This is a genomic window from Stenotrophomonas sp. 2201_Sma (assembly GCF_056486685.1).
On sequence record NZ_CM151329.1, the window covers coordinates 3,785,439 to 3,798,720 of the forward strand.

At 63.5% G+C, this 13,282-nt stretch carries 7 protein-coding genes and 1 pseudogene; 2 read left to right on the plus strand and 6 right to left on the minus strand.

Annotated elements, in window-relative coordinates; all coding sequences use genetic code 11:
• Window positions 1–198: 198 nt before the first annotated feature.
• Window positions 199–606, minus strand: coding sequence for an ExbD/TolR family protein (locus tag ACZLIF_RS17425; protein ID WP_128990471.1), 408 nt, complete (start codon window positions 604–606; stop codon window positions 199–201).
• Between the two features lie 163 nt (window positions 607–769).
• On the opposite strand from ACZLIF_RS17425, the gene ACZLIF_RS17430 reads away from it, so the two are divergent.
• Both ACZLIF_RS17430 and ACZLIF_RS17435 read left to right on the plus strand, forming a co-directional pair.
• Window positions 770–2,743 (plus strand): transglycosylase SLT domain-containing protein, encoded by a 1,974-nt coding sequence (locus ACZLIF_RS17430; RefSeq protein WP_128990469.1) that lies wholly within the window; start codon window positions 770–772, stop codon window positions 2,741–2,743.
• Window positions 2,744–2,780: 37 nt separating this feature from the next.
• Window positions 2,781–4,001 carry a multifunctional CCA addition/repair protein gene (locus ACZLIF_RS17435; protein ID WP_128990467.1) on the plus strand — a complete coding sequence of 407 codons (1,221 nt, stop codon included), beginning with the start codon at window positions 2,781–2,783 and terminating at the stop codon, window positions 3,999–4,001.
• Between the two features lie 122 nt (window positions 4,002–4,123).
• On the opposite strand, the gene ACZLIF_RS17440 is transcribed toward ACZLIF_RS17435, so the two are convergent.
• The 5 genes and pseudogenes from ACZLIF_RS17440 to ACZLIF_RS17460 form a co-directional block, all read right to left on the minus strand.
• Entirely contained in the window at window positions 4,124–4,696 is a 573-nt protein-coding gene (locus ACZLIF_RS17440) for a DUF6708 domain-containing protein (RefSeq protein ID WP_478462142.1), read from the minus strand.
• Between the two features lie 449 nt (window positions 4,697–5,145).
• Window positions 5,146–6,066 carry a hypothetical protein gene (locus ACZLIF_RS17445; RefSeq protein ID WP_128990463.1) on the minus strand — a complete coding sequence of 307 codons (921 nt, stop codon included), beginning with the start codon at window positions 6,064–6,066 and terminating at the stop codon, window positions 5,146–5,148.
• Window positions 6,063–9,431: a T6SS effector BTH_I2691 family protein gene (locus tag ACZLIF_RS17450; protein ID WP_164972406.1), complete on the minus strand. Its 3,369-nt coding sequence runs from the start codon at window positions 9,429–9,431 to the stop codon at window positions 6,063–6,065. Before ACZLIF_RS17450 ends, ACZLIF_RS17445 begins: the two co-directional genes overlap by 4 nt.
• Window positions 9,418–10,389 (minus strand): DUF4123 domain-containing protein, encoded by a 972-nt coding sequence (locus ACZLIF_RS17455; protein WP_128990461.1) that lies wholly within the window; start codon window positions 10,387–10,389, stop codon window positions 9,418–9,420. The genes ACZLIF_RS17450 and ACZLIF_RS17455 overlap by 14 nt, the downstream gene beginning before the upstream one ends.
• Before the next feature lies 1 nt (window position 10,390).
• A pseudogene (locus tag ACZLIF_RS17460) lies at window positions 10,391–13,138 on the minus strand (type VI secretion system Vgr family protein).
• Window positions 13,139–13,282: the final 144 nt, after the last annotated feature.

Here is a 13,282-nt window from a genome sequence, read left to right on the forward strand (position 1 = left end):
CGTGACGACCGACACCCTTTCACGCGGGCTTGACGCGATTGACGGGCAATCGCCTCAGATAGCGACAGATTGTGTGTCGTGTTCCAGCCTTGGCGCGCTGACCACGCGCCTGTTGCGACAGCAGGTGCCGGCATCCGCGGAGTGCTCCAAAGCACTCTTGGTGGAGGGGCTGTGCATCGACAGCCCCTCGTCCGCTGCTCAGCGCACGAACGCAATGCGCTCCATGCCGGTGGCCTCGGCCGCCGCCAGGATGCGTGCCATCCCTTCGTACTCGGCCGCCGGATCGGTCGCGATGCGCAGCTCCGGCAGGTTGCCGGCATGCTCACCCGCCTGCGCCTGCAGGCGCGACTGCAGATCGGCAATGGCCAGAGGCTGGCCGTTCCAGCTGAGCTGGTTGGCTGCATCCAGACGCAGTTCGATCGGCGGCGGCGGGTCCGGCCGGGCGACCACGCGATCGGTCGCCTGCGGCAACTGCACTGCGATCGGCCGGGCCACGATCGGTGCGGTCACGATGAAGATGATCAACAGCACCAGCATCACATCCACCAATGGCGTGACATTGATCTCCGCCAGCGGGCCATTCCTTCCTGTGCTACTGAACGCCATGTGCCGCTCCCTGCAGCCGGGCGGTTCGCCCGGCTCTGACGTTACGCCGGCATCCCGCCGTTGCGGCAGAGGCTGCATGCACCTGCATTCAGCCGCCGTTGCCTTCGCCTGGCGTGCACGCGATGCGAAACTGAATTCAGCCAGTGCCCGCTATGCTGGCGCCATGACCCGACGCTCTTCGACCGCCCTGTCCCTGCTCCCGCTGGCCTCCCTGCTGCTGATCGGCTGCGCCGGTGCCCAGTCCCTCGATGCCCAGAACGCGCAGCTCAAAGCCGCCATCGCCGCTGCCGAACGCGGCCAGTTCGATCCCGGCCAGGCCGCCGCGCTCAGCCGCCATCCGGCCTATGGCTGGCTGGAGTACGCCAATCTGCGGCGCAACATCGACACGGTCGACACCGCGCAGGCGCAGGCCTTCCTCAAGCGCTACGAGGGCCAGGCCGTGGCCACCTCCTTCCGCAGCGTGTGGCTGCCCTCGGTGGCACGCCGGCAGGACTGGCCCACCCTGCTCGCCAACTGGGCGCCTACCGACAATCTCGGCCTGCGCTGTGCGCAGTTGACCGCGCGACAGGTGACCGGCGGCGTCGATCCGCAATGGATCAGCGACGCCCAGGAGCTGTGGCGCCGGAACGGCAAGTCGCTGCCCGACGGCTGCGATGCAGTGTTCGCCGTGCTGCAGGCCCAGGGGGGCCTGAGCGACGCACTGCGCTGGGAGCGCATCGACGCGGCCGCCGACGCGCAGCAGCCGGCGGTGATGCGCAGCGCCGCGCGCGGACTGCCGGCTGCCGACCTGGCGCTGGCCAACACCTATGCTGCGTTCGTCGACAAGCCCAATGCCAGCGCACTGAACTGGCCGCGCAACGATCGCAGCCGGCGCATCGCCACCGATGGCCTGGTCAAGCTGGCCAAGGCCGATCCGGATGCCACCGAGCAGCAGCTGCCGCAGTACGCGCAGGCCCTGGGCCTGAGTGCCGAGCAGCAGGCCCAGGTGCGCTACCAGATCGCGTTGTGGACGGTTGCCTCCTACCTGCCTGATTCCGCGCGGCGCCTCAATGCAGTCCCCGACGCCGCCTACGACGAGCGCCTGCATGAATGGCGCGTGCGCGAAGCGATGTCGCGTGGCGACTGGCCGGCGACCCTGGCAGCAATCCGCAAGATGGGGCCGAAACAGCGCAACGATCCACGCTGGCGCTATTACGAAGGACGCATGCTGGAGAAGACCGGGCAGGCACAGCAGGCACAGTCTCTGTTCCGGGAGGCCGCGCGCACGCCCACCTTCCACGGCTTCCTCGCGGCCGACAAGCTGCAGCAGGGCTACACGCTGTGCCCGTGGAAACCCAACGACAGCGAACAGGCCAAGGCCGCAGTGGCTCGCGATCCTGCCATCCAGCGCGCCGTGGCGTTGTTCCAGATCGATCGCGCCGGCTGGGCGGTGGCCGAATGGAACAGCGCGCTGTCGCGCTTCGATGACACCCAGCGCCGACTGGCGGTGCGGGTGGCCCAGGACAATGGCTGGTTCGACCGCGCGGTGTTCTCCCTCGGCAAGCAGCCGCAGGAACAGCGCCTGTACGATCTGCGCTTCCCCCTGCACCATGACGCCACGATCCGCCGCGAATCGGCGCGCAATGCCATCGATCCGGCCTGGGTCGCTGCGGAAATCCGCGCCGAAAGCATCTTCACTCCGCGCGCGCGCTCGCCTGCCAATGCGATGGGCCTGATGCAGGTGCTGCCGGCCACCGGTGCCGCCGTGGCAAAGTCCATCGGCCTGACCGGCTACGGCGGTGCCGACAGCCTCTACGACCCCGACACCAACATCGCCATCGGCACCGCCTACCTGCGCCAGCTGATGAACAAGTACGACGGCCTGCCCTATGTGACCATCGCCGCCTACAACGCCGGTCCGACGCCGACGGCACGCTGGCAGAGCCAGCGCCCCAGTTTCGATCCCGACCTGTGGATCGAGACGATCAGCTACAAGGAAACGCGCGAGTACGTCGCGCGCGTGCTGGCCTTCAGCGTGATCTACGACTGGCGCCTCAACGGTGACGCCCTGCCGCTGAGCGACCGCCTGATGGGACGCCTGGTCGACAAGCGCAAGCGCTTCAGCTGTCCGGCGGACGCGGGCCAGGGCGGCGACTGATTCGGCTCTGCGCGCCGGGCATGCCATCATCCCCGCCATGAAGATCTATCTTGTCGGCGGCGCCGTGCGCGACCGCCTGCTGCAGCGTCCCGCCGGCGACCGCGACTGGGTGGTGGTCGGGGCCACGCCCGCGCAGATGGAAGCGCAGGGCTTCAGCGCCGTGGGTCGGGACTTCCCGGTGTTCCTGCATCCGCAGACCGGTGAGGAATACGCCCTGGCCCGCACCGAGCGCAAATCCGGCCGCGGTTATCGCGGCTTCGTGGTCGATGCCGATCCGGCGGTCACGCTGGAAGAGGACCTGCAGCGCCGCGACTTCACCATCAATGCCATTGCCTGCGACGAAGACAGCGGTGCGCTGGTCGATCCTTACGGCGGCGTGCGTGACATCGAGCAGCGCGTGCTGCGCCACGTCGGTCCTGCCTTCGTTGAAGATCCATTGCGCGTGCTGCGCGCGGCCCGCTTCATGGCCCGCTTTGCCCCGCTGGGGTTCACCGTTGCCCCCGAAACCATGGCGCTGATGCGCGAGGTCGCTGCCAGCGGTGAGCTCGACGCGCTGGTACCAGAGCGCGTCTGGCAGGAACTACGAAGGGCGCTGGCAAGCGAACGGCCTTCGGCGTTCCTGCGCACCCTGCACGAGGCGCACGCACTGGGCCCGGTCCTGCCCGAGCTGGAAGCGCTGTATGGCGTTCCGCAGCGTGCCGAGTTCCATCCGGAAATCGACACCGGCCTGCACCAGGAGATGGTCAGTGACATGGCAGCGGGACTGGCCCCGGGCGATGACCTGGTCGGCTTCGCCGCGCTCACCCACGATCTCGGCAAGGGCCTCACCCCGCCGGAGGAATGGCCGCGCCACATCATGCATGAGCAGCGCGGGATCAGGCCGCTGAAGGCGCTGTGCGCCCGCTTGAAGGTCCCGGCCGAACACCAGCAGCTGGCGGAAGCGGTCTGCCGCGAGCACTTGAACGTGCACCGCATCGACGAGCTCCGCGATGCCACCGTGCTGGAGCTGCTGGGTCGCTGCGACGCGTTGCGGCGGCCCGAACGCATCGCGCGCATCGCCCTGTGCTGCGAGGCCGACAAGCGCGGACGGCTGGGATTCGAGGACAGTGACTACCCGCAGGGCGAAACGCTCAAGCGCCTGCATCAGGCGGCGCTCTCGGTACAGGCGCGGGATCTGGAAACGGCGCACCTGAAAGGCCCGGCGATTGGTGAAGCATTGGCCAGGGCGCGGGTGAAGGCGATTGCGGCGGCACGGTAACCCCCGCCATTTTTAGGTTCTTCTCCCGTCTGAGGGGAGAAGGCTCATGGCCGACACGCCAGATCGTGGTTGTCGAGACTACAAACCGGGGCAGGTCAAATGCCGACGCGGCCGATCTTGCGTCAAGTCTTTGGAGCAGCCCACGCCTCAGACTCCGACAGCTTTCGCCCCAAGGCCGCCATTGCCTCATCCGGGGACTTGGGAAGTCGGCCCGTGCTGAAGGTCTTGAACTCTTCGCCCGGGTCCAAAGCGGGGCCGGCATCGTTCATGTATTGACGAATGTGCTCCCAAAGCTGCAGCAACTCGAAATCGTCTCCCCATCCCTTGAAGCCGATGTTCACCTCACTGGCGACCTTCGTGAGGTCGTCTTCACGTCCGAAAACCATCGTCAGGATGTATGTCCAGCGAGCAGAACTCATGCCAGCAGTGACCTCGAGGATCCTGTATGTTCGAGGTTGAAGACTTTCCCAACTGTGCCGTTCAAACCTCACCGGAATAAATTCAAAGATCCGTATGAATGACGGCATCGAAGGAACTGTCACCCAGACATCCTTCGTTTTCCTGTTAAAAATCACCGGGAAATCCGATGGCATCAGCACCAGAATACGAAACAGAACACTGAATCCACTAGTTCCAAAGAGTGCACCGAACAAGGTCCCAAATGCGAAGCCAAACGCAACGCCGGGCTCATGCACCAGAAACTCCCAGCCCCCTTGAGCAAGACAGAGGCACCAAAGAACGAGGACGCGACGAGACCCAGGGCTGGAAGAAATCCGAACCACGCAAGTAATGAAAGACTTGCGGACCCTCTCAGGCCGCTAATCATGATGCCGTTCTCATAGGCCGCCAGAACAACATCGGACGATGAGGGGCCACTGTGAACTTGATCGCCGCCAGTGGAATTCAGGATCCGGCGGGGTTGGGCCACACCAACCTGTCCGGTGCCGTTAGTCCGCTTCTTTGCAAAATCCGTATCAAAGAAGGGCTCCTCGCCCTCCCACTCTTCAACCAGAACGTCGCCATACCGCTTTCTGGGTCTATTCATTCAACCAAAATCCTCTCATAGACCGACCTCCTCTGTTTTTCAGCAGCGGGGCTCTTTAGAGTTCACATTTCATCTGGCCCACCGCCAATAACAGGGCCATTAGGCCCCCGTAATCTCCCAAGCCTCGGATTCCGAGAGCTTTCGTCCCAAGGCCGCCATTGCCTCATCCGGGAACTTGGGAAGTCGGCCCGTGCTGAAGGTCTTGAACTTTTCGCCTTGGTCCAAAGCCGGGCCAGCGTCGTTCATGTATCGGCGAATATGCTCCCAAAGCTGCAGCAGCTCGAAATCGTCTCCCCAGCCTTTGAAGCCGATATTCATTTCACAGGCCACCTTTCGTGGATCATCCTCTTGCCCAAAGACCAGCGTCAGAATGTAAGTCCACCGAGCGGAACTTGCGCCTGGCGTAACCTCAAGAAGCCGGTAGGTACGCGGCTTCAGGCTGGCCCAACTATGCCGTTCGAAGATAACCGGAGAAAGTTCAAATATTCGAAAGAATGATGGCATCGCTGGAACCGCAACCCAAACCTCCTTGAGCTTCCTATTAAGCAAAACCGGAAAATCAGATGGCATGAATACAAGAACACGCAGCAGTACGCTAAATATACTTACACCCGATGTAAAACCAATCACACCAGCAATTGCCAAGCCAATTGCAAGACCTGGCTGATCCATAACCCCCGCCCCGGCCTGAACGATTACATAGGCACACCAAAGCCCCATGAACATCAGCCCGCATGCAGGCAGGAATCCGAACCACGCGAGCAACGAAATGCTCAACGATCCCCTTAGCCCTCCAACGAGTATTCCATTCTCATATGCAGCAACTACAGCATCAGAGGACGATGGACAAGTATGCGCGCCGGTCAGGTCAGAGCCATCCAGGATTCTTCTTGGCTGCGCAACTCCAACTTGCGCGCCACCTTGGCTTCGAGCCCGCGCAAAAACCACATCAAAATAGGGCTCCTCCCCTTCCCATTCCGGGATTGTAACTGCACCTGTTCTTTTGAATGAAGTGCTCACTCAATCACCATTATCTCTTGAATAATTGCATCCCCACCTTCAAGAGCATCCCGGATGGTCAACTCTATTGCCAGCATGGAGAATCTACCACTTTGCACATACCCAGAAATCGTCAGTGCTTCCAGAGCAGTGTGATCGATTTTACCGGCTGACACTCCCCGCCCCCAGTTCTCCCCTGGTCTACCGCTGGTGTCGGTTGAGTACGCAACTATGGTCTCAGCGCCCGCGACACCTTGACCGCGGATCTGAATTCTGATTCCTAGTCGCCTCCTCATTTGCTCCACCAACTTCAGCTTCACAACGAATTCCCTGGTGAACTGCACGTCGGACTCCTGGGCAACCATTCGCCGAACGGCCTCTCCGATGAACACATCGTCAACGCTAGTGATGTTCTTCCAACTAAGCGAACTTCTAAACTGCGCGTCGATCTCAACACCCAGAAGAACCTTGTTAAGCTCCTGCAGCTCTACCTCATTGTTTGACCACGTCGACGCAAACCTGCTCCCCCAAGTGCATCTCGCCGCCCAGTCTTCCATGGGAAGAGTCATGAATAGGGATGCTACAAAGCCCAAGGCAAGACCGATGACAATGAATACGATTCCCCAGCCCAGCCAGGAAGTGGACACACCAAAACCTTTAGCAACTATAGAAACCGCATAAATACTAAGTGCCGCACCCCCTAGGAACATAGATACTGCCTGAAGTGCATGGGCGGTAGTAGCCACTCCTCGCCCATTCTTCAAATCGTCCGCAGCAGCAACAAAAGCCTGCGCCGAATCAATGAACGAACCAATAGCCGCAAACAGAGCAACGGTGGCCTCCAGACGCTTGGCAAGCCCCTTCTTGAGAACATTCTGCGCGTACGATTTCGCGACATCGAGGAATGCCGAGACCACACCTAACCCTGCCGAGAAGAAACTGAAGATGGCATCTCTGCGCTCCTTCGCTGTGCCAACCTCCATCTTCTTCCATGCTTTGGCTACTTCCATCGCGTGAATGATGCCGGCACCGGCACTCATCACCGTGGGCACATCGGCAATCACCTTGGGGGTGGCCGAAGCCAGGCTCATCAGACCGCTGGACCCCATCGTGATGGGAGCAGCCGCAACTACAACTCCCGTCATCATCGATCCCGGTGCTGGCCGCGCATTTGCCACGGATTGCCCCGGCTGGACCGTGGATTGAAGCGCGCGCAGTTGCTCTTCACTCTGGTTGGTCCACAGATGCAGCTTCACTCGCGTATCAGCCGCTTCACCGGCACCTGCCAGCTGGAGAGAGCTTCCGCTTCCAATCACCAGGCTCTTCACGCCATTGCGCTTGCCGGCCGGCGTGTCGGCCGCAGCCGCAGTGAATGCCCTTGAGACCTCCCGCCACGCGCGCCCTGCCATCCGCAGAGGGGCATCAACAATCAGATGTGTAATCTGCGGGGCTGCTCGTTTGACCATACTGCTCAACAAGGCCATGACACGGTCGTACAGAAGCGGGGAGAGCGTCTTCTTCACTTTCCCTGCGCCAAGCGCTACGGCGCCCACCATCGCGATCAGCGGGCTGGCATACGCACGTGCAAGAATCCGCAGCGTGTCAACGTGCTTCACGGCCAACGCGGCCGCCTTCCCGCCCTGGTTGGACTCGCTCAGCTTCTCTGCCAGATCAAGCAGATTGTTGAGAACCTCAGTGGCCTTGTTTCTCTGGCCCTCTTCGACGCTCCACCCGGAAAACTGCTCAAACGCGTCTTTCTGATTGCCCAGCATGGCCCTGACCAGCAGATTGTCCTTGTTGCTGGGATCATCCTTTACGAAGTCGGCGTACCACTCCACAGCCTCGTCGTCGATGGGCCCGCCGTGCAATAGGTTGGCGACCACCTGGCTGTAATAGATGCCATCTTCGGGGCTCGTCTCATCGAAATCGAACCCGGTGACCAGCTTGCGGCCATTCCACGACAGAAGATCGCGGTGATCCCCCTGGATGTGCTTGCGCAGTGCCTTGTCTTCAGCGGAGTACCTACCAAACTCCTTCAGGTAGTCTTCCCAGCCCAGTGACTTTCCGGTGACGGTGTCGCGAGTTTTGCCGGACGCCTTCTTCTTGATCTTATCGATCAGCTCAAGCGCGTCGGCCTCAAAAGCGCCGCCGGCTACGTGCACAGTCCCGTAGCCGTTCTGTCCGCTTGAGGCGACGCCTTTACCCCACGGGCCGTTCATGGGAATGGCGAGCGGCGACCAGCTGGCGGACGAAGGAACGATGCCTGCCTTCTGGCGGGCCTCGAACTCTGTCTTCGTTATCATTTCCGCACGAAGATCCATTGCAGACATCGCAGGCGGATTGCGATCACGGAAGTCAGCCTCCCGCACCCTGGCCTGCTCAACCAGCATCTGCTGAAGCCCCACCAGCGTCACTGCAGTCTGCAGGCGTCGGGCACCGTCCTTCTGCGCCATCAACCACGTCACAGCCTTGCTGGGCAGTGTCAGGCGCAGATGCGCGGCTTCGTGGGCCATGCCGACCGGGTCGCTGACACCCAGGATCAGAGGCTGCCTGGCGGCTGGATCCCTGGATGCGCCCGCGATTGCAGCCGCCGCCGCGGCAACGTCCTTGGCGGACTCGCGCCGCTCTTCGGTCTGCGCATCTTCCGAAGCCGGCTTCTCCGGGACCTTGCCATTCTTGTCCAGCGCTACCTGCCCTGGACGATGGGGATTTCCGCGCAGGCCTTCAAGCATGCGACCGCGCTCGACGTCGTAGTCCGCAATTGCGCCCTGTATCGCACCATCCGTGAGCGCCAGCGCACGGCTGCTTTGACCGGTGGACGCGTTCAGGCGAGTAAAACGCTGGTTCAGAAGCTCCGGGTCTGCCGCGTAGTTCTGCCTTACCTTCACGGATAGCGGCACTTCGCTGAAACCTATCCAGACCTCACCAGCGCGGGAGGGCTCTTTGATGTTGATCAGCATAGCGGCGGCATAGCCCGCCGCGCGCTCACAACTGAAGCGCGGCATTTCCTCTGGCAGAGGTGGATTCTCCAACGGAATGGGGCTGACATAGCCTGCCTCGTCGACAGCGTAAGCCTCCCAACCTTCTCCACCAATCAGCGCATGCATTGCTGGAGTCTGATAGTAGACGTAGACGTACCCTGTCCTCAGCGCGCGCATGACATAGTCGGAGAACTTCAGGTCGGGCGCGGAAAGCCCGGCCATCAGTTGGCGTGTCTGCACGGCTGATCTGGCGGCGTATCGTGCTTCAGCCAGCCCCGGCCGGGTAAGCAACACGGGCAGGCCAGACTTGACACATGACGGGCAACCGCCAGCACCGCACGTCTTGGTTCTCCTGGCAGCGGTGATGGCGTTGCTCGAATATTGATTGCTATCACCTGAAGCCATGAATGCTCTCTCCTTGAGTGGCCTCCAGATGGCGAGCGCCGGACCGGCCTTGTCGGACGGCCAGTGCCATGGCGTCCCACCTGCTATCGGGAATCGCAGCAAGGGCCAAAGCGAGATTCGTGGCCTGTGCCTGGGATGTGGCAACAAGTCGCCGAAGCTCTGGCGACCTGAGAACGTGATTGTCTACCTGCAAGGCGTACGCTCCGAGGAGCACTCGATCATGCAGGCTTTGGGCGCCAGCGGCCTGCGCCTCGGATAGCGCGAACTCGGCCAGATCGAGGTAGTTCGCCGGAACGGTTGGTGCGAATCGCCGCCATCCTCTGAGCATGCTCTGCACAGCCTCGCACTCGTCAAGCATGCTCCCATCGAACTTCCATCGGAGCCCAGTGCGCTCCTGCTGTGGTGTCATTGACACGCGGAGTTCAGCGACACTCGAATCTCGCCCCAACACCAGGATCTGCGTCATGGGTCCTGCCATGAAGGCCTGCTGGGCGGCGTCCAGGCGGCGCCAGAGCCACTTGAGTACCCGCCGATCCGCGAGGCGCAGATACCGGCGTCCCTGCCCGGCTACTCGAATCGTACAGATCGTGGCCCAATGTCTGGCGATCTCATCAGGCTCGGAGTCGAAGCCGATCCAAGGCCCAATGGCGAACCCGTGCTCTGCCTCACTATCGGGGTTCCGCTGCTCTTCCATTGCCTCAAGGCAGGTGGCGTGCAGCAGCGCGACGCCGTCAGAGGTTGCTTCCAGCAGAAGCAGGTACGGAAGGCGCGATGGCGTTTTGTCACGAAGCGGCACATTGATTCTGAGTTTGGTTGCTCCCAGCTCCGCGACAAGCCCATCATCAAGTGGGTCGCGCACCAATGGATCGATGATTGCGCCTGCCCAGCGCGGCTGGCGCGGACCATGCAATCTTTCACCGACATCCCGGATCAACGATTCAAGCGAGTGATGATTCATTTCAGATAGTTGCAGCGCCGGCCGCTGCCAGCTGACTGTCCTTGGTTGGGCACGCTTTGAGATCTGCGGCAAGCACGGGGAGTTGCCCCACCACACTCGCCGGCCCCAGCCATTCCCTCTGGCTCGCCTTGAATTCCACCTTGCCCGGTGCGCCCAGTTCGATGTTGTCGCCCTCGATCCGGATGTAGGCCCCGGCCGCCGTCGCCAGCAGATGCTTGCTCGGTGCCGACAGCTGCACGTCCGCTTCGGTGCTCGCGATGCGCACCTGCGTCTTTGCGGCCACGATCGCCTGGTTCTTGTGCGCACGCGCACTCACCTTGCCCTGTGCCGCATGCAGCGCGATCCCGCGCTCCTGGTTCGGGCTCTCGCCGCTGGGTTCCATGCCGGCGGTGTACAGCACCAGCCCGCCGGCCACGGCCATCGTCAAGGAGCCCTGCGTCATCCAGTTCAGTGCCACGCCGCTGGCCAGCGTGGTATGCGTGCCACTGACCCATACCTGGTCGGCCGGGGTCAGGCTCAGCACGCCGGCCACGCCACTGCCCAGCAGGACCGGCGCACTCCAGCCCGGCGCTTCGCCGTCGCCACCGGCGATGCTGCCCGCCGCGCTGCCACTGTGGGTGGCGCGCAGGGTCTCCTGCAGTTCGGTCAGCGTCGTGTCTACCGGCAGTTCGGCCGCCTCGCCGGCAGCTGCGCCTGCTGCTTGCCTGCCGACTCGGCCAGCTGCTGCAGCAGCTGCTGGCTTTCCTGCAACTGGCTCAGTGCCTGCGGCGCCGCCAGCTGCGGCGTACCCGGCTCGGTGGTCAGCAGCAGGCCACGGCCGGCGCGCAGTGCACCCTGGGCCTGCGTGGACAGCTCCACACCAAAGCCCCGCTCGCCCTCGCGCACGTTGTCCTGGCCGCCCTTGAGATGGCCCAGGGTCAGGGTGGTCTCGTGCTGGGTGGTGGACAGCTGCGCGCGGCCCTGGCCCGGCGTGTCATCGAAGCGCAGCTGCTGGTAGCCGCCCTGCCCGCCCTGGCTGTCGGCCAGCGCCCGGCTCTTGAAGCCGGTATACACCGCGGCGTGATCGTTGCCCTCAAACCACGCCGCCGCATTACCGGTGGCGTTGGCACCGCCACCGTTGATCTGGTTGTGCTGCGCGTCCTGCTGGCCACGGCCGTTGTACACCGCACCGACCACCACCGGGCGGTCGATGTCGCCCTCCAGGAAGGCCACCAGCACTTCCTGGCCGCGCCGTGGCAGCACCACGCCGCCCCAGTTGTCGCCCGCCCATGGGGTCATCACCCGCACCCACGTCCAGGCCCCCCCGGTGGCCGGGGCATTGTCGTCCCCGCCCGGATGGGCCAGCCCGCTGCTGGCGTTGCCGCCGCGCTGCCACGGGAACTGCACCTTGATGCGGTGGTCGCGGTCGGACAGCAGCGGGTCGCCATCGCTGACCACGATCGCACTGAGCGTGCCGGTGATGGTCGGCCTCGGATGCAGATGCGCGCCATGGCCATCGTCGGTCTGTGGCCGGTAGGTCACTTCGGCCGGGATGGCCACGAAGCGGTTGTCGTAGAAGGCGGTGGAGACCTCACCGGGCGCACGTCCATTGGCCAGGGCCCGACAGCGCGCCCGGCAGTGCCGGCGCGGCCACGCTGGACGGACCCAGGGTCTGCTCCAGCGCATCGAATACATCGGCATCGAGGTTGTTGCGCGCCTGGTGCTGCACCGACAGGCACAGGAACTGCGCGTCCTGGCTCACCTGCGGGTGCTGCGACAGCCCGAACCGTGCACCCGGGGCCAGCGTGCGCCACTGGCCGGCACCCTCGATGGTCTGCGCGCGCACGCGCAGCGCATCCAGGTGCTGCTGCGCGCGGCGCTGGCCGCGGGCATTGTCCTGCCAGCCGTAGGGGCCGCAGGTGTCGCGGTCGATGATGCCCAGGTCGTTGGCCTGCCCGCTTTCGGCGCTGGCCTGGCGGCGCTCCAGCGTGCGGTAGTCCCAGGTGGCACGCTGCACCTTGCCCGGACGCCAGCGGTGCGCGGTCGACCACTGCTGCACGCTGTCACTGCGCTCGCTTTCATCGCGCCGATGGAAGCGCACGCTGCCCAGCTCGGCGGTGTCATGGCTGTGATCGGCCAGCACCAGGGTGTGGCTGCCGAAGTCGGCACTGCCGGGGTCACCGGCGTGCTCGAACCAGTAATAGATGCCTTCCTCGGCCAGCAGGCGCTGCAGGAAGGCCGGGTCGCTTTCCTGGTACTGCGTGGTCAGACTGCGCCGCGCGTACTGGCCGGCATCGGCCAGCGACCAGCGCCAGGCCGGGGCCAGACCACCGTAGTCGGCGAAGATGTCCTCGACGATCTCCACGACCGTCCTGTCGTGGAACACATAGCTGTCCACCCGCTGCGACAGGAACGCCAGCCACGGCTGCAGGCGCAGCCGGTAGCGTGCCAGGCCGCCATTGCTGCCCAGCCGCTCGGCGGCGGTGATGCGTCCATGCAACGGCCGCAGGCTGCCGTCGGCCTGTTGCATCTGCAGCAGCGCGCCCTGCCCGATCAGCGGGGCCAGCGGCAGGCCCGCATCCAGCGACAGCGCCGTGATCGTCCACTGGAAACCGATGCCGTCGATCTGTTCGACGCCATCCAGCGTTTCGGCCACCAGCACGTCAGTGCCGCAGGGGGTGTGCAACCTGAGAAAGCGATCGTCGCTTCGCGGCGCTGCAAGCGCCGCGAGCAACGTCGCATGACGGAGGTGATGCGGAAGTCCTTCCATGAGCAACGCGCGTCCGGCTTGAAACGGGCCAGACTGTTCGGCTGCAGGGCACAGAAGAAAGAGTCAAAGACGACAACGCAGACATGCCAGCGCGGAGACTCACGCACAGCACTGCCAATTCTCTGTCGATGAAAACCTCAAAGT